We start from the raw sequence: 16,912 nt of genomic DNA on the forward strand, positions 1-16,912 counted from the left end.
CGGCGGGGCACTGGCCGGGACGCCCCGGCCCGTGCCGGTTCCGCGCCGCCGGGGCCCGCGCGAGGACGGCGGGGCACTGGCCGGGACGCCCCGGGTCCAGCAGACTGGCCCCATGACGCACGTCACCGACCCGATGCCCTCGGACCTGGAGATCGCCCAGGCTGCCCGGCCCCGCCCCGTGAGCGAGATCGCGGCGGCCGCCGGGATCGCCGCCGACCGCCTGGAGCCCTACGGGCGCTTCGTGGCGAAGGTCGACCCGCGCCCGGACGAGGTGTCCACCCCCGAGGAGGCCGCCGCGCGCAAGCACGCCCGCGGCGTGCGGTACGTGGTGGTCACGTCGCTGACCCCAACGCCGCTCGGCGAGGGGAAGACGGCCACGGCGGTGGGCCTGGCCCAGGGCATGGCCGCCACCGGCCGCTCCGCCGCCCTGACCCTGCGCCAGCCGTCCATGGGGCCGACGTTCGGGATCAAGGGCGGGGCGGCGGGGGCGGGGTACGCCCAGCTGCTGCCGATGGACAAGCTGAACCTGCACCTGACCGGGGACTTCCACGCCGTGACGGCCGCCCACAACCTGCTGGCGGCGATGATCGACAACCACCTGCACCACGGCAACGCCCTGGGCCTGGACGCCCGCTCGATCACGTGGCGGCGGGTCCTCGACGTCAACGACCGGGCGCTGCGCACCGTGGTGGTGGGCCTCGGCGACCACCAGGACGGCGTGCCCCGCCAGACGGGCTTCGACATCACGGCCGCGTCCGAGGTGATGGTGATCCTCTCGCTCGCCACGTCCTTCGCCGACCTGCGCCGGCGCCTGGGCCGGATCGTGGTGGGCGCCACGTACGACGGCGAGCCGGTCTCCGCCGAGGACCTCAAGGCCGCCGGGTCCATGGCGGTGCTGCTGCAGGACGCCTTCCAGCCGAACCTGCTGCAGACCCTCGAGGCGACCCCGGCGCTGGTCCACGCCGGACCGTTCGGCAACATCGCGACCGGCAACTCCTCCGTGGTCGCCGACTACGTGGCCATGGCCCACGCCGACTACGTCATCACCGAGGCCGGGTTCGGCGCGGACATGGGCCTCGAGCGGCTGGTCAACGTCAAGGCCAGGGCCTCCGGGCTGACCCCGGACGCGGCGGTGCTCGTGACCACGGTGCGGGCGCTGAAGACCCACTCCGGCCGCTACACCGTGCGCCCGGGCAGGGCGCTGCCGGCGGAGATGCTCCAGGAGAACCCCGAGGACGTGGAGGCGGGGGCGGCGAACCTGCTCCACCACCTGGCGATCGCCCGGTCCTTCGGGATCTCCCCGGTCGTGGCGATCAACGCGTTCCCCGGGGACCACCCCTCGGAGCACGAGGCGATCCGCCGGATCGCCCGGGCGACCGGGGCGGAGGTAGCCGTGTGCACGGCGGTGTCCGAGGGCGGCGCCGGGGCGGCCGAGCTCGCCGACGCCGTGGCCGCCGCGTGCGAGCACCCGGCCGGGTACACCCCGACCTACGGGCTCACCGAGTCCCTCGAGGACAAGCTCACCGCGGTCGCCACCCGCGTCTACGGCGCGGATGGCCTCGAGATCACCCCGGCCGCTGAGCACCAGCTGGCCCGCTACGAGGAGCTCGGCTACGGGGGGCTGCCGGTCGTCATCGCCAAGACCCACCTGTCCACCACCGCGGACCCGGCTCGCAAGGGAGCGCCCACCGGGTGGTCCCTGCCCGTCCGGGAGCTGCGCGCCGCCGTGGGCGCCGGGTACCTCTACGCGATCTGCGGGACGATGCGCACCATGCCGGGACTGGGCACCTCCCCGGCGGCCGAGCGGATCGGGATCGACGACGACGGGCGCGTCACCGGCCTCTTCTGAGGTCCGCCCCTCCGGGACCCGCCTCGTCGCGGACCTGCCCTGTCCGGGACCCGCCTCGTCGCGGACCTGCCCTGTCCGGGACCCGCCCCGTTCCCGACCCGGAGTGGACGGCTCACCGGCGGGGCAGCAGCTCCTCACCGGGGCCGTGCCGCCGCAGCATGCCCTCGGCGGGCGCCCACCACAGGACGGCCGCCCAGGCGTAGGCGGCCCCGGCCACGGCCGCCAGGTCGGTCCACAGCGCCCCGGGACCGCCGGCCCAGGACCACAGCACCCAGAACGCGGCGCCGCCGACGGCCGCCGCGGCCGGCACGACGGCGAGCGTCCAGGCGGGCCGCACCCACCCGGCCAGCAGCAGGACGCCGACCGCAAGCAGCGCCAGGGCCAGCGCGGCGGCCCGCGCTCCGGCGCCGTCCGGCACGAGCCCCGGGAGCCCGGCCAGGGCCGCCACGGCCCAGACCGCCACCGCGGCCGGCACCACGAGGACCGCTCGGCCGACCTCGTCCAGGCCCTCGCGGCTCGGCACGCGCACCGCGAGCACCGCGCTCAGGCGCTCCAGGGCGAGCACGCCGAGCACCAGCAGCAGGACCGCGGCCGCGCGCCCGGACGGCACGGCCGCCCCGAGCGGGAGCAGCAGGGACAGCGCGGCCGCACCCGCGAGGGCGGACCGCCGCAGCGCGCCGCTGCGGGCGGCGGCGACCTCCGCGGCCGTGACCGCCGGGACGGCCGATCCCGCGGACCCTCCGGGGGCGGACCGGGTGCGAGAAGGCGGCCGCTTTCCGGCGGCGTCCCGGACGGCCGCCCACCGTCGCAGCGCGCGCCGACCGGTCCGCAGGAGGGACAGCACGAGCGCCGCGGCGACCGCCGCGAGCAGGGCGGCACCGGGCCAGGACCACGCCCGTGCCTCCGCGGCGGCCGGGCCCGCGGCCGGCCACAGCCCGGCCGTCAGCGCCACGGCGACCAGGGCGGCGCGCACCGGGGTCACCACCGCGGGCACGAGCACGAGCAGGGGCTGGAGCACGAGCAGCACGACCTCCCAGACGGGGCGGGGCAGGTCCGGGGTGCCCGCCAGGGCCCGCCCCAGCACGCGCACCCCGCGCGAGGCCAGCGAGAGGCGGTGCCCCGGGGCCAGCCGGTCCAGCCCGTCGGCGCTCGCGCCGACCGCAGCCCGGCCGCGGGCGGGGCAGCCGTGCCCGGCGTCGCGCAGCAGGGCGTCCTGCAGGCCGGCCACGACCGGGTCGACCGCAGTACTGCTCCCGGCCGGGGAACCGCCGGGCGCGCCCGGCGGGGTCGTCGGGAGCGTCGGGGTCGTCGAGGGAGACGCCGGAGCGGCCACCGGCAGCCCGCGCAGGAACCCGGCGACCCCGGCCGCCGCGTCGAGGCGTCCCCACCACCAGTCGTGGGCCCGCCAGTCCGCGGCCAGGAACCCCCGGAAGTTCAGCAGTCCCGCACCGGCCAGCTTGGCACCCGCCGGCATCCGCTCCTCGGCGTCCGTGAGCAGGCGGGCGAGCTCCCGGCGATCGGCCCCCGGTGCGTCGAGGGCCTGCTGGAGGCGGCTCCGGGCGAGCGCCGCCCGGAGCGCGGGGAACGCGTCCGACGCCGCGGGGGCCTGGTCGCCGCGGATCTCCCCGTAGGCCACGGGGGACACCGCGGCGGGGATCCCGGCGGCGGCCAGGAGCGGGGGCAGGTCCGCCGCGGCCGGCGCCCTGTCCCCGGCGGGGAGCCTGGACCAGGGGGACGCCTCCCAGACCGCGCGGCCGGCCGCCCGGCCGGGGACGTCGGCGTCCAGGTGCTCGTCCACCGCGGCGCGCAGGCCTCGGAGCCCGTCCACGACCGCGTCGAGCTCGGCCCAGGAGGCGTCCGCCGGCCGGTGCCCCGCGCCTGCCGCGCCGAGCCAGGGGTCCACGGCCCCGGTGAGATCGGCCGCCGGGTCCGCGACGGCGGCCAGCACGGCGTGGAAGCGCCGGTCGCGCTCGTGGCGGGCGCGCGCCAGCACCCGGTAGGCGCGCTCGCGGGCGAGGGACCGGTCGAATCCCCCGGGCGGTCCGGCCGGCCCGTCGAGGCCCAGCTCCTCCAGCACGCGCACCCAGGACAGCACGCAGGCGGCGGCGTCGAACAGGGCCTGTGCCCCGCGCAGCACCGCGGCGGCGGCGGGGTCCTCCAGCGGGCCCCGGGAGAGGGCGTCGTAGCGCCGGAGCAGCTCCGCCCGCAGCGGGTCGAGCGCACGGGGCGGCCGGGCCCGCAGGGCGTCGCGCCGGGCCAGGGTCGAGGTGAGCTGCCACTGCGCCGGGCGGGTCAGGAGGCGGGACAGCAGGTCGGCGTCGGTTCGGGCCCGGTAGCGCAGGTAGGCCCGGCGCCGCTCCTCGAGGGAGGCCTCGTCCCAGCCCCCGATCAGCGCCGCGAGCGGGTGCAGGCGGCCGCCGGCCACGAGCTGGGCGTCCAGGTAGTCGGACAGGGCCAGGACCTCGTCGTCGTCCGACTCCCGCCGCGGCAGCCGGGAGACCGTGGCGGCGAGCGTGCCCACGAGCCGCGGCAGGTCGCGCACGAAGGGCACGGCACGCTCGCGGTGGGGCGGGTCCGGGTCGAGGTACAGCAGGGCCCGGTCGGCGTGCCGCAGGGACGTCCTGGTGCGCGCGGCCTCGAGGGCCCGGTCGATGGGGATGTTGTCGAACACCCCGCCGTCGACCACGTGGTAGGGCAGTTCCGCGGGGTCGCGGTGGGCGCCGAACGCGTGGCTCAGATCCGGGCGCCCGGCCGCCGGGCCCGGGGCGCCCCGCGGCCCCGGGGTCGGGGCGGACCACACCGAGGCCGGCTCGAAGGCGCCGGGGAAGGAGGACGTCGCTCGGGCGGCGTAGGCCAGCCGGGACAGCGCGGCCGCGGCCTGCGCGGGGGCCGTGTCCCGCCCCGGGATGTCGTTGTCCAGGGACGGACCGGGGGAGCCCGGCTCCGGGGAGGAAAAGTGGAAGTCGCTGCGCCCCTCCGCCGACGCGCTGTAGGGCGAGGGGTCGCTGTCCAGGACCGTCGCGGAGAGCTCGACCGTGACGTGCTCGGCCACCAGGTCCGGGTGGTGCTCCGGGCTGCCCCGGAGCGCCAGGAGCGCCTCCAGCAGCCGTGGCCACAGGTAGTCGTCGCCGCGCAGCAGGGAGTCCACGGGGTGCCGTCCGAGCGGGCGCAGCAGCCGGCCGAGGGCGCCGTGCTCCGCCCAGATCCGGCCGAGGGCGTCCAGGTCGGAGCCCGCGCGCTGGGCCACGGCGTGCACCACGCCGTTGAGCCCGCCGGCGCTGGCCCCGGCGAGGAGGTCGATGTCCACCCTGTCGTAGCCGGCGTCCGCGAGCAGCCGCGCGTACACCGCCGCCCGCTCCTCGAGCACCGGGTCCGGGGTCTCGGCGGGGTGCAGGAGGTAGGCGTGCAGCGCCCCGCGGCGGTCCCGGTGGATCCGGATCCGGCGCAGCAGGTCCAGCTCGGCCACCGCGCCGCCGATCCACACGGCGAGGCTCACGCCGCCGCGCATGGCGAGGGCGAGGCGGAGGGTGCGGCCGAACGCCGGCGCCTGCCCGGCCGTCGCCCCGGCCAGCCCCCGGGACGGCGGCAGGACGATCAGCGGCAGGCCCGAGGGCTCACTCGACAAGGGCCGCGAACGCCCGCGCCGGCCCGGGCCGGCGGGTCAGGTCGTGCCGGAGGTCCTCGAGCGCCCCCCGCCGCTCGTGGCCGTCGTCGAGCAGCCCGGCCACGGCGTCCCGCACCTCGGCGGTCGACAGGGCGTTGGGGTCGAGCACCGTCCCGAGCCCCGCCGCCTCGAGGGCCGCCGCGCCGGCGAACTGGTCCGTGGACATCGGCAGCAGCAGCAGGGGCACCCCGGCGGTGAGCGCCTCGGTCACGCTGTTGTTCCCTCCGTGGGAGACCGCGACGCTCGCGCGGCGCAGCAGGGTGACCTGCGGCAGGGTGCCGCGCACGAGCCAGGACTCCGGGACCGGGCCCAGTTCGGCGGGCCGGGTCGCCCCGGCCGCGAGGGCGACCCGCACGTCCAGGCCGCGGAGGGCCTCCGCGACGCGGGCGAGCACGTCCCCGCGCACGGACAGGAAGCTGCCGAGGCTGATGTAGACGATCGGGCGGTCCGAGCCGGCCAGCCACGCGGCCACCTCCGGGTCCTCGGCCTCCTCCCGGACGGCCGAGCCCAGGAACGTGTGCTCGGGCAGCGCCCGGGTCCGGTGCTCGTCGTGGAGCTCGCCCGGATAGTTGAGCAGGAGGTCGTCGCCGGTCTCCGCGAAGGCGTCGCCGCTCGCCGGGGTCCCGGGGGCGATCTGCTGCAGGGCCTCGTTCCACTGCTCCGTGAACTGGTCCCGCACCGAGGAGCACAGCCGGTGCAGCGCCTCCAGCTCGGCCGGGGACGGGCGCAGCCGGCCGGGCCAGGCGGGCGGGTGCCCGTAGACCTCGTCGGCCACCGTCAGGGCCGAGGGGTGGCCCAGGACCACGTCGGCGTGCCGGATCCCGGAGCCGGTCAGGGCCAGGCGCGCCGCGAAGGCGAGGTGGTCCACGACCACCTGGTCCGGCCGGACGCGGTCCACCACGTCCTGCACCCGCCGGGCGGTGCCGAGCGGGTCCCAGAGCAGGTCCTCGCGCCGGGCCCTGGCCTGGAAGGCCAGGGTCTCCGCGGGGCCGCGGCGGGTGGCGGCGAAGAACCCGCGCAGGGCGTCGTCCTCCCCGGGGGGCTGCTCCTCGGCCCGGATGACCCCGGGGTTGGAGCCGCGGCCCAGCGGCAGGATCTCGACCTCGAAGCCGAAGCCCCGGGCGATGGCGGCGGTCGCCGGACCGGTGGCCACGACCACCCGCTCCCCGGCGTCCCGCCACGCGGTGGCCAGGGTCGCGAGGGGGAACAGGTGGGAGGCGTAGTCCGGGCTGATCACGAGCAGGGTCACGGGGTGGGGCTCCTGTCGGCCGTGTGCGCCACGGCGTCGTCGTAGACGGAGGTGAGGGCGGTCGCCATCCCCTCGATGCTGAAGCGGTCGCGGACCATGGCGCGGGCCGCGTCGGCGGTGCGCTCCGCGTCGGGGCGCGCCGCCAGGTCGAGGGCCCGGGCCACGGCCCGGGCCAGCGCGGCGGGGTCGCCGGTGTCGACGAGGACGCCGGTGACGCCGTCGGCAACGAAGGTGGCCGGCCCGCCGGCGTCGGGCGCCACGACCGGCAGCCCGGTGGCGAGGGCCTCGACCAGCGCCACGCCGAACTCCTCCTTGAGGCTCGCGCAGACGTAGACGCCGGCGGGGGAGGACAGGCCTGGCCGGCCCCGGCGCACCGCGGCGAGCCAGGCGGCCACGGTGGCGTGGGGACGGTGGCCGGCCAGAAGCAGGCCGGCGGTAGCGGCCTCGGCCCGGGGGAGGGCGGCGTCGATCCGGGTGAGCTGCTCCCGCTCGTCGGCGGAGGGGGAGACGAGGTCCCCGCCCACGACGAGGAGGTTGCAGCGGCCCCGCAGCCCGGCGTCCCGGGCCCAGGCCTCGACGAGCGTGGCCGTGCCCTTCACACGGTGCAGGCGGCCCACCGTGACCACGAGCGGCAGCCCGCGCCGGGCGGCGGGCAGGGTCGCGAGCACGGTGTCGAGCTCCGCGAGGTGCGCTCCGGCACCGGTGCGCACCTGCTGGGCGGCACGGTCCACGGGACCCAGGTCGATGCCCTCCGGCACCACCGTGCACCGCCCGGGCTCGTCCAGGTCCACGTCGAGCAGCTCGCGGGCGTCCCGGGCCAGGTCCGGGCGGGGGAAGAGCACCAGGTGCTCCGCCCGCGCCGCGAGGTGGGCGAGCAGGCGTACGCGGAACCACAGGTGCTCCACGCCGTCGGCCGCGCCGAAGCCGGCCCGGGTCAGGGTGCCGGCGCGCTCGCGGGCGGCGACGAGCGCGTGCGGATCGGGGGCCATCGTGAGCACCCACGGGATGCCGAGCTCCGCGGCCACCGCCGCGGCCGCCATCGAGCCGACGTCGGCCATGCGCAGGTGCAGCACGTCCACGGGGCCGACCCGGCGCAGTACGCGCCGCAGCCCCCGTTCCGCGGCCACCCGCCGCGGCCAGGCGTCCGCCATGTGCACCGGGGGTCCGGTGAAGGGGACGACGCCGAAGACGTGCCCCGCCCCCGTCGGACGGGCCGTCGCCGCCCGGGCCTCGTCGTGGGTGCCGCGGGACACCGTGAGCACCCGGGCGACGCCCCCGGGACCCTCCGGGGCGCTGAGGGCGTCGCCCAGCTGGGCGAGCAGCGTGGCGATCCCGCCGTTGTCCCCCCGCCCGGAGAAGGTGAGGTCCCGGTCGATCTCCGCGTGCAGGAACGGCTGCAGGACTGTGAGCCCGTCCCGGCCGGTCGCCGGGTCGGGCTCCGCAGCGTCGTGGAGGTCGGCGAGGGCGAGCCGGGCCACGGCGGCCAGTGGCCCGGCCCCGTCGGCGCACGTCCCGGCGAGGTCCGTCAGGTCAGCCACGGACTCGGCGCCGGTCTGCCGGCGCTCCACCAGGGCCTCGAGGGCGGCCCCGCGGACGTCCTGGTCCTCGCCGGGACTGCCGGCCAGGGCGCGGAGGCGCGCGGCGGGCCCGGCCCCGGGGACGAGCCCCAGGGTCTCGGCGAGCCGTGTGCGGGGACCGGAATTGACGGTTCCCGCGAGCGCGTGCTCGAGGGCGGACCCGACCGCGTCCGGTGCCGCCGGGGCCCAGGCCTGGAGGGTGCGCTGGGCCAGCATGCCGGGGAAGCCGCCGCCGGTCACGAGGTCGGCGAGCGGGGCGACGGCGCGGGGGAGGGGGGCCCGGTCGGCGAGCACCCATGCGGTGTGCTCCCGCAGCCACGGCTCGTCGTCGAGGAGCGCGGTGAGGAGCGTGTCCGCCCGGGACCCGGGCACGGAGGCGAGGGCATGGACGGCGGCGATCGCCGCGACGTGGTCGTCGCGGCGGCGGATCTCCTCCGCGAGCACGGGCAGCGCCCCGGCTGGATCCTCCCGGGCCGCCTGCAGCAGGTCGTCGGCGCGGCGGATGCCTTCGAGGATCGAGGGGGCGCGGCGGACGGCCTCGAGGGCCTCGTGCGTCGCCGCGCCGGTGCGCTCTGCGCTCGTTGACGGGGCGCGGGGCGCGGCGAAGGTCATGGGCCTCACCGTAGCCGAGGCCCGGTCCCGCGCACAGCGGGTCGGGGGGGGGGATTCTCAGGCTCCTGGGAGCCGGCGCGCCGCCCGCGCGTCGGCACGGCGGCAGAGCAGGGCGAACAGGGCGCCCGAGAGGTTGTGCCAGACCGAGAACACCGCGGCGGGCAGGGCGGCGAGGGGGTTCATGTACTGGGCGGCGAGCCCGGCGGCCAGCCCGGAGTTCTGCATGCCCACCTCCACGGCGGTGGTGCGGCGCACGGCGATCGGCTGCCGCGTCACTGCCCCCACGAGGTGGCCGAGCACCAGGCCCAGGACGTTGTGCAGGGCCACGGCCGCGAGCACGAGCAGGCCCGCCTCCACGATCCGGTCGGCGCTGCCCGAGACGACGATGGCCACGATCACGGCGATGGCCGCCACCGACACCCACGGCAGGGCGGGCAGGGCGCGCTCGACCAGGCGGGGCGCGAGCAGTCGCACGGCGAGGCCCGCGACGACGGGCAGGAGGACGATCTTGGTGATCGACCAGGCCATCGCCCCGCCGTCCACCGGCAGGTACTGCCCGGCCAGCCACAGGGTGAGCAGCGGGGTCAGCAGCGGTGCGAGCAGCGTGGAGATCGAGGTCATGGCGACGGACAGGGCCACGTCGCCGCGGGCGAGGTAGGCGACCACGTTGGAGGCCGTCCCGCCGGGCGCGCAGCCCACCAGGATCACGCCCGCGGCGAGCTCCGGCGGCAGCCGCAGCAGGAACACCACGAGCAGGGCCACGAGCGGCATGATCACGTACTGGGCCGCGACGCCGAGCAGCACCGGCAACGGCCGCTTCGCCACGAGCGCGAAGTCCACGGGCCGCAGGGTCAGGCCCATGCCGAACATGACCACGCCCAGCAACGGGTTGATCCACCCGGACAGCCCGCTCACGGCGCCGGGGGCGAGGAAGCCCACGAGCCCGCCCGCGAGGACGAGCACGGGGAACAGCAGGACGGCGGTGTAGGCGCCGCGGTCGGGCGCGGCGGTGACGGCCGCCGCGGGCCCGGGACCTACCACCCGCGGGCCCGCCACTCCTCGAGGTGCGGGCGCTCCGCCCCCAGCGTGGTCGGCTTCCCGTGGCCGGGGTGGACCACGGTGTCGTCGTCGAAGCGCTCGAAGACGCGCTCGGTGACGTCGTCCATCAGCTGCCGGAAGTCCTCGGGGCTGTTCGTCCTGCCCACACCGCCGGGGAAGAGGGAGTCGCCGGAGAAGATGTGCGCCGGGCCCTGCGGGTCGCGGTAGACCAGGGCGATCGAGCCGGGGGTGTGCCCGCGCAGGCCGATGACCTCCAGGTCGAAGCCGTCGAACTCCGCCGTGTCGCCGTCCTCGAAGGTCAGGTCCATGGGCACGGCGATGTCGGACTCGTCGTCGGCGCCGCACGCCGTCATGGCCTCGGAGCGGGAGCGGACCTCCTCCAGGGCGCGGACGTGGTCCCAGTGCGAGTGGGTGGTGATGATGAGCTGGAGATTGCCGTAGGCCTGCGAGCAGTCGCCGTTGCCGGCGCCCACGAGACCGGCGATGGCCCGGGCGTCGTCGGCCGCGTCGATGAGGACCTGCGTGCCCTCGTCCTTGGAGGTGAGGAGATAGACGTTGTTGTCCATCTCGCTCACGGAGATCCGGCGAATCGTGACCTCGGAGAGGTCGGTGACCTCCGTCTTCGTTGCGATCATGAGGACGAAGGTACTCCCGACTCCTGGCACTGGCCAATCGCGGGAGCGCCGGGGCGCCGGGCGGTGTGTCCGACGGCACGGGCGCCGGGGTTGGCTTCCCCACACTGTCCGGATAAAGTTGCGTGAGGCAACAAAACATCAAGGCATCCGGTGGCACCACGCCCGCGTCGTCGTCGACGCGGGACCCCGCGAGGAGCGGGGAGTGCGGACCGGGTGCCCCTTCGTCGTTGTCGCCCCGAACATCCCCGATCCCGGAGGAGCCTCCGTTGCCCGTCTCCCACGACACCGCCGTGGAGCTGGTGCGCGACCTGCTCGAGCTGCAGCGCGTCATGAAGCGCGTGACCAAGACCGACGCCGGCCCGCGCCGGCTCAACCCCACGGCGATCGCCCTGCTCTACTACCTCGACGGCAACGGGCCCCGCCGGGCCACCGTGATGGCCGCCGAGACAGGTCTCGGGCCCTCCGGGCTGAGCCGCCAGCTGGCCGTCCTCGAGGAGGAGGGCCACGTGGAGCGCACCCCCGACCCCGACGACGGGCGCGCCGCGCTGGTCGCCATCACGGATCGGGGCCGGGAGCACGTCCGGGCCGTGCTCGAGCAGGACGCCCAGCGTCTCGCCGCGCAGCTCGAGGGCTGGGACGAGGAGCAGGCCCGCACCAGCCGCGGGGCCATCAACGAGATCACCACCGTCTTCCTGGACTCCCTCGGCGTGGAGCGCACCACGTCCTGCCGGGACCAGCCGGACCGGGACCACGCAGACCGAGAGCACGAGGAGCAGACCGCACCATGACGTCACAGCAACCGACCACCGCACCGGGCGGGGGGACCGGCGCCTCCCACAAGGAGGTCATGCGGGCGCTCACGGGGATCCTCTCGGTCTTCTTCATGGCGATGGTCACGCTCACGATCATCGGCACGGCCCTGCCCGTGATCATGGCCGACCTCGGCGGGGACCAGACGTCCTTGTCCTGGACGGTCACCGGCACCCTCCTCGCCAACGCCGCGACCACGCCCGTCTGGGGCAAGCTCGCCGACCTCTTCGACAAGAAGAAGCTGCTGCAGCTGTCCATCGTGATCTTCGTGCTCGGCTCGGCCATGGCCGGGCTGGCCCCGACCATCGAGTTCCTCATCCTGGCCCGCGTGGTCCAGGGCGTGGCCATGGGCGGGATCATGGCCCTGGCCATGACCATCATGGGCACGATCATCCCGCCCCGGGAGCGCGGCCGCTACGCCGGCTACATGGGCGCCGTCATGGCCGTGGCCACCTCCGCCGGCCCGCTGCTCGGCGGGCTCATCGTGGACCTCTTCGGCTGGCGCTGGGTGTTCCTCATCCCCGCCCCGCTGGCGGTCCTGGCGGCCGTGCTCGTCCACCGCACCCTGCACATCCCGCCGCAGGCGCCCCGGAAGGTGAGCATCGACTGGCTCGGCATCGCGCTGCTGATCGTCTCGGCCTCCGCGCTGCTGCTGTGGGTGTCCCTGGCCGGGCAGCCGGGCATGTTCGAGTGGGTCTCGGCGACCTCCGCGGCCCTCGTGGCCACCGCGCTCGTGGGCTCCGTGCTGTTCGTGCTCGTGGAGCAGCGCGCCGCCGAGCCGGTGCTGCCCATCCGCGTGGTCACCGAGCGCACCACCGCGCTGGCCATCCTCGCGGCCATCGCCACCGGCGCGGCCATGTTCGCCTCGACCACCTACCTCGGCCAGTACTTCCAGCTGGGCCAGGGCTTCAGCCCCACCATGGCCGGGATGCTCATGCTCCCGCAGGTGTTCGGCTCCCTCGTGGGCGCCACGGTCGCCGGGCAGCTGATCACCCGCTACGGGCGGTGGAAGATTATCCTGGTGGTCGCCGCCGTGCTGATGTCCACGGGCCTGTTCCTCGCCGCCACGCTCACGCACGACACCGCCCTGTGGGCCGTGAGCGTCTTCATCTTCCTCGTGGGCCTGGGCATCGGCGCGCTGAACCAGAACCTGGTCCTGGCGGTGCAGAACACCGTGGGGCTCAAGGACATGGGCGCGGCGTCCTCCTCGGTCGCGTTCTTCCGCACCATGGGCGGCGCCGTGGCGGTCGCCGTGTTCGGCGCCCTCATGAGCTCCCACCTGGCCCGGCAGCTCGCCGAGAGCACCCGGGCCCGCGGCGGGGACCCCGCCGCGGTGGACAGCTCCACGATGGATCTGGAGTCGCTGCCCGCCTCCGTCGAGGGCGTGGTGCGCGAGGCCTACGGCACGGGCACCGGTCTCGTCTTCCTGGTCGCCGCCGTCGCGTCCCTCGTGACCCTGCTCGCGGTGCTCCTCATCAAGGAGGTGCCGCTGCGGCGCACCGTGGACATCGTGGAGGTGGACCCCGCCACGGGCCGGCTGAAGGTCGTCACCCGCACCCTCGACGCCCGCGAGGTCCGCCGCCGGCTGCAGGAGTCCGCGGCCGGTGCGCACGCCGAGGAGACCGGTCCGGGCGCGGACGGCGCCACCGGCGGAGCGGCCCGGGACCGGGTCCGCGAGGACACCTCCACCGGCCCCGTGGACCGGGTGTGAACCCGCCCACGGACCCGGCCCCGATGTCCGGGCCCGGTACTAGAGTGGAGGGCGTGTCTGAGCCGATCCCCACGTCCACCCTGGTCCTGAACCCGTCGACCGATTCCTCCGAAGCCCTCGACGGGCCGGTGATCGCCGCCGGCGCCCGGAGCGCCCGCCGGTCCGACCTCACCGAGATCGTGGTGCAGGGCGCGCGCGAGCACAACCTCGACAACGTCTCGCTGACCGTGCCGCGGGACGCCATGGTCGTGTTCACGGGGCTCTCCGGCTCCGGGAAGTCGTCGCTGGCCTTCGACACGATCTTCGCCGAGGGCCAGCGCCGCTACGTCGAGTCCCTGTCCTCCTACGCCCGGATGTTCCTGGGCCGGGTGGACAAGCCGGACGTCGACTTCATCGAGGGCCTGTCCCCGGCGGTGTCCATCGACCAGAAGTCCACCTCCCGCAACCCGCGCTCCACCGTGGGCACGATCACCGAGATCTACGACTACATGCGCCTGCTGTGGGCGCGTGTCGGCCACCCGCACTGCCCCGAGTGCGGCGAGGCGATCAAGAAGCAGACCCCGCAGCAGATCGTGGACCAGCTCCTCGAGATGCCGGAGACGACCCGCTTCCAGGTGCTCGCGCCCGTGGTGCGCGAGCGCAAGGGCGAGTTCGTGGACCTCTTCCAGGAGCTCTCCGCGAAGGGCTTCTCCCGCGCCACCGTGGACGGCGAGACGGTCCAGCTCTCGGACCCGCCCAAGCTCAAGAAGCAGTACAAGCACACGATCGAGGTGGTCGTGGACCGGCTCGTGGTCAAGGAGGGCATCCGCCAGCGCCTGACCGACTCCGTCGAGACGGCGCTGGGCCTCGCCGAGGGGCGCGTCGTCGTCGAGCTCGTGCCCCGCTCGGACGAGGAGATCGCCCACCCGCTGGAGCTGCGCCGCCCGTTCTCCGAGAACCTCGCCTGCCCCAACGAGCACCCCCTGCAGGCCGACGAGATCGAGCCCCGCTCCTTCTCCTTCAACGCCCCGTTCGGCGCGTGCCCGGAGTGCGACGGCATCGGCTCGCGGCTCGAGGTCGACGAGGAGCTCGTGGTCCCCAACCCGGACCTCTCCCTCGTGGAGGGCGCGATCGCCCCGTGGTCGCTCGGCAAGGCCACGAGCGAGTACTGGAACCGGCTGCTCGCCGGGCTGGGCCAGGAGCTCGGCTTCGACCTGGTCACCCCGTGGGGCAAGCTGCCCGCCAAGGCGCGCAAGGCGATCCTCGAGGGCAAGGACTACCAGGTCACCGTGGCCTACCGGAACCGGTTCGGCCGGGAGCGCCGCTACACCCAGGGCTTCGAGGGCGTGATCGGCTACATCAAGCGCAAGCACGCGGAGACGGAGTCGGACAACGCCAAGGACCGCTACGAGCAGTACATGCGCCAGGTGGCGTGCCCGGCCTGCGACGGCGCCCGGCTGAACCCGACCATGCTCGCCGTGACCGTGGGCGGGAAGAACATCGCCGAGACCACCCGCATGCCCATGCGGGACGCCCACGCGTTCTTCCGGGACCTGGAGCTCAGCACCCGCGAGACGAAGATCGGCGAGCAGGTGCTCAAGGAGATCCAGGCGCGCCTGACGTTCCTCGTGGACGTGGGCCTGGACTACCTTAACCTGGAGCGCGCCGCCGCGACGCTGTCCGGCGGCGAGGCCCAGCGCATCCGCCTGGCCACCCAGATCGGGGCCGGGCTCGTGGGCGTGCTCTACGTCCTGGACGAGCCCTCGATCGGCCTGCACCAGCGGGACAACCGCCGGCTCATCGGGACCCTCACCAAGCTGCGGGACATGGGCAACACCCTGATTGTCGTCGAGCACGACGAGGACACCATCCGCGAGGCCGACTGGATCGTGGACGTCGGCCCCGGCGCCGGCGAGCGCGGCGGGCGCGTGGTGCACTCCGGGACCTACGCGGAGCTCCTCGCCAACGAGGAGTCCATCACGGCCGACTACCTCTCCGGCCGCCGGGCCATCCGCGTGCCGGCGCAGCGCCGGACCATCGACCGCAAGCGGATGCTCAAGGTCGTGGGCGCGCGGGAGAACAACCTGCGCGGCATCGACGTCTCCTTCCCGCTCGGGGTGCTGACCGCGGTGACCGGGGTGTCCGGGTCCGGGAAGTCCACGCTGGTCAACGACATCCTCTACACGGCGCTGGCCAACAAGCTCAACGGGGCCAAGCAGGTCCCCGGCCGGCACAAGCGGATCGACGGCGTGGACCAGCTCGACAAGGTGGTGCACGTGGACCAGAGCCCGATCGGGCGGACCCCGCGCTCCAACCCCGCCACGTACACGGGCGTGTTCGACCACATCCGCAAGCTCTTCGCCGAGACCCCGGAGGCGAAGGTGCGCGGCTACCAGGCCGGCCGGTTCTCCTTCAACGTCAAGGGCGGGCGCTGCGAGGCGTGCTCCGGCGACGGCACGATCAAGATCGAGATGAACTTCCTGCCGGACGTCTACGTCCCCTGCGAGGTGTGCAAGGGCGCCCGGTACAACCGGGAGACCCTCGAGGTGCACTACAAGGGCAAGACCATCGCCGAGGTCCTGGAGATGCCCATCGAGGAGGCCGCCGAGTTCTTCAAGGCGTTCGGCCCGATCGCCCGGCACCTCAACACCCTCGTGGACGTCGGCCTCGGCTACGTCCGGCTGGGCCAGCCCGCCACGACCCTGTCCGGCGGTGAGGCCCAGCGCGTGAAGCTCGGCGCGGAGCTGCAGAAGCGCTCCAACGGCCGGTCCATCTACGTGCTGGACGAGCCCACCACCGGCCTGCACTTCGAGGACATCCGCAAGCTGCTGCTCGTGCTGCAGGGGCTCGTGGACAAGGGCAACACGGTGATGACCATCGAGCACAACCTGGACGTCATCAAGTCCGCCGACTGGATCGTGGACCTCGGCCCGGACGGCGGCTCCGGCGGCGGGCAGGTCGTGGCCGAGGGCACCCCCGAGCAGGTGGCCCGGAACACGAACAGCCACACCGGCCGGTTCCTGGCCGAGGTGCTCGCCGAGCGCCCCGTTCCGGCGGGGGCCGCCCGATGACCGCCCCCGTGGTGCTCTGGGACCTCGACGGCACCCTCCTGGACCCGGCCGGGGCGATCACCGGCGGCATCGCCCGGGCCCTGGCCGAGCACGGACACGCCGTGCCGGAGGACCTGCGCCGGTTCGTGGGCCCGCCCGTGGGCTTCTCCCTGCGGACCTTCACCGACGTCCCGGAGGAGGACATCCCGGCGGTGGTCGCCACCTACCGGGCCCGGTACCGCACAGAGGGGCTCGCGCAGACCCGGGTCTACCCGGGGGTGGAGGAGCTCCTGGAGCGCCTGCACGGGGCCGGCGTGCGGATGGCCGTGGCCACCCAGAAGCCCGAGCCCACCGCCGTGCTCGCCGTCGAGCGGTTCGGGCTCTCCCGGTGGTTCGAGACCGTCTCGGGGGCCGCCGACGACGCCGCGGCCGCCCCGCGCGACGGACTGGCCCACGACAAGCCCGCGATCATCGCCGAGGCCCTGCGCCGGCTCGGCGTGGCCGCCCCGGACCCCGCGCGCACGGTGATGATCGGGGACCGCCGCTACGATGCCGAGGGCGCGCTCGCCCACGGGATCGACTGCCTGGGCGTCGCCTGGGGCTTCGCCGACGAGGACGAGCTGGGGACCGGCTTCGCCGCCGTGGCCCGGGACGCCGCCGAGCTCGGGGAGCTCCTGGCCCGGTACACCGCCCCGGCCCCGACCGGCAGCTGAGGGG

The 16,912-nt window shown here is 75.5% G+C and carries 10 protein-coding genes; 5 read left to right on the forward strand and 5 right to left on the reverse strand.

Translation table 11 applies throughout. The features are described 5' to 3' along the window. Positions 1–112: 112 nt before the first annotated feature. Complete coding sequence (locus tag ACP7CD_RS04830; RefSeq protein WP_144836072.1) at positions 113–1,849, forward strand: formate--tetrahydrofolate ligase; 1,737 nt, start codon at positions 113–115, stop codon at positions 1,847–1,849. Positions 1,850–1,961: 112 nt separating this feature from the next. Here the strand turns inward: ACP7CD_RS04830 and ACP7CD_RS04835 are convergent, their stop codons facing one another. Genes ACP7CD_RS04835 through ACP7CD_RS04855 form a run of 5 tightly spaced genes read right to left on the reverse strand, consistent with a single transcriptional unit; the run spans position 1,962 to position 10,645 of the window. Then, complete coding sequence (locus tag ACP7CD_RS04835; RefSeq protein ID WP_426119219.1) at positions 1,962–5,474, reverse strand: DUF3376 domain-containing protein; 3,513 nt, start codon at positions 5,472–5,474, stop codon at positions 1,962–1,964. After that, positions 5,464–6,762 (reverse strand): glycosyltransferase, encoded by a 1,299-nt coding sequence (locus tag ACP7CD_RS04840; RefSeq protein ID WP_426119221.1) that lies wholly within the window; start codon positions 6,760–6,762, stop codon positions 5,464–5,466. Before ACP7CD_RS04840 ends, ACP7CD_RS04835 begins: the two co-directional genes overlap by 11 nt. Beyond that, positions 6,759–8,951 carry a glycosyltransferase gene (locus tag ACP7CD_RS04845; RefSeq protein WP_426119223.1) on the reverse strand — a complete coding sequence of 731 codons (2,193 nt, stop codon included), beginning with the start codon at positions 8,949–8,951 and terminating at the stop codon, positions 6,759–6,761. Before ACP7CD_RS04845 ends, ACP7CD_RS04840 begins: the two co-directional genes overlap by 4 nt. A 57-nt stretch (positions 8,952–9,008) precedes the next feature. Further along, positions 9,009–9,992, reverse strand: coding sequence for a bile acid:sodium symporter family protein (locus tag ACP7CD_RS04850; RefSeq protein WP_043738780.1), 984 nt, complete (start codon positions 9,990–9,992; stop codon positions 9,009–9,011). Continuing rightward, entirely contained in the window at positions 9,986–10,645 is a 660-nt protein-coding gene (locus ACP7CD_RS04855) for an MBL fold metallo-hydrolase (RefSeq protein ID WP_109268929.1), read from the reverse strand. Before ACP7CD_RS04855 ends, ACP7CD_RS04850 begins: the two co-directional genes overlap by 7 nt. 266 nt (positions 10,646–10,911) lie before the next feature. On the opposite strand from ACP7CD_RS04855, the gene ACP7CD_RS04860 reads away from it, so the two are divergent. Genes ACP7CD_RS04860 through ACP7CD_RS04875 form a run of 4 tightly spaced genes read left to right on the forward strand, consistent with a single transcriptional unit; the run spans position 10,912 to position 16,908 of the window. Next, positions 10,912–11,433: a MarR family winged helix-turn-helix transcriptional regulator gene (locus ACP7CD_RS04860; RefSeq protein WP_426119226.1), complete on the forward strand. Its 522-nt coding sequence runs from the start codon at positions 10,912–10,914 to the stop codon at positions 11,431–11,433. Beyond that, entirely contained in the window at positions 11,430–13,166 is a 1,737-nt protein-coding gene (locus tag ACP7CD_RS04865; RefSeq protein WP_426119228.1) for an MDR family MFS transporter, read from the forward strand. Before ACP7CD_RS04860 ends, ACP7CD_RS04865 begins: the two co-directional genes overlap by 4 nt. A 44-nt stretch (positions 13,167–13,210) precedes the next feature. Continuing rightward, positions 13,211–16,216: an excinuclease ABC subunit UvrA gene (gene uvrA / locus ACP7CD_RS04870; RefSeq protein WP_426119630.1), complete on the forward strand. Its 3,006-nt coding sequence runs from the start codon at positions 13,211–13,213 to the stop codon at positions 16,214–16,216. Continuing rightward, positions 16,213–16,908, forward strand: coding sequence for an HAD hydrolase-like protein (locus ACP7CD_RS04875; protein WP_035923978.1), 696 nt, complete (start codon positions 16,213–16,215; stop codon positions 16,906–16,908). Before uvrA ends, ACP7CD_RS04875 begins: the two co-directional genes overlap by 4 nt. Positions 16,909–16,912: the final 4 nt, after the last annotated feature.

Source organism: Kocuria sp. LHG3120, from assembly GCF_049897445.1.
In the GTDB taxonomy this organism is placed as follows: Bacteria; Actinomycetota; Actinomycetes; order Actinomycetales; family Micrococcaceae; genus Kocuria; species Kocuria rosea.

Coding starts and splice junctions, on each gene's coding strand:
- ACP7CD_RS04830 (WP_144836072.1), top strand. CDS start 113: ATGACGCACGTCACCGACCCGATGCCCTCGGACCTGGAGATCGCCCAG.
- ACP7CD_RS04845 (WP_426119223.1), bottom strand. CDS start 8,951: ATGACCTTCGCCGCGCCCCGCGCCCCGTCAACGAGCGCAGAGCGCACC.
- ACP7CD_RS04855 (WP_109268929.1), bottom strand. CDS start 10,645: ATGATCGCAACGAAGACGGAGGTCACCGACCTCTCCGAGGTCACGATT.
- ACP7CD_RS04865 (WP_426119228.1), top strand. CDS start 11,430: ATGACGTCACAGCAACCGACCACCGCACCGGGCGGGGGGACCGGCGCC.
- ACP7CD_RS04875 (WP_035923978.1), top strand. CDS start 16,213: ATGACCGCCCCCGTGGTGCTCTGGGACCTCGACGGCACCCTCCTGGAC.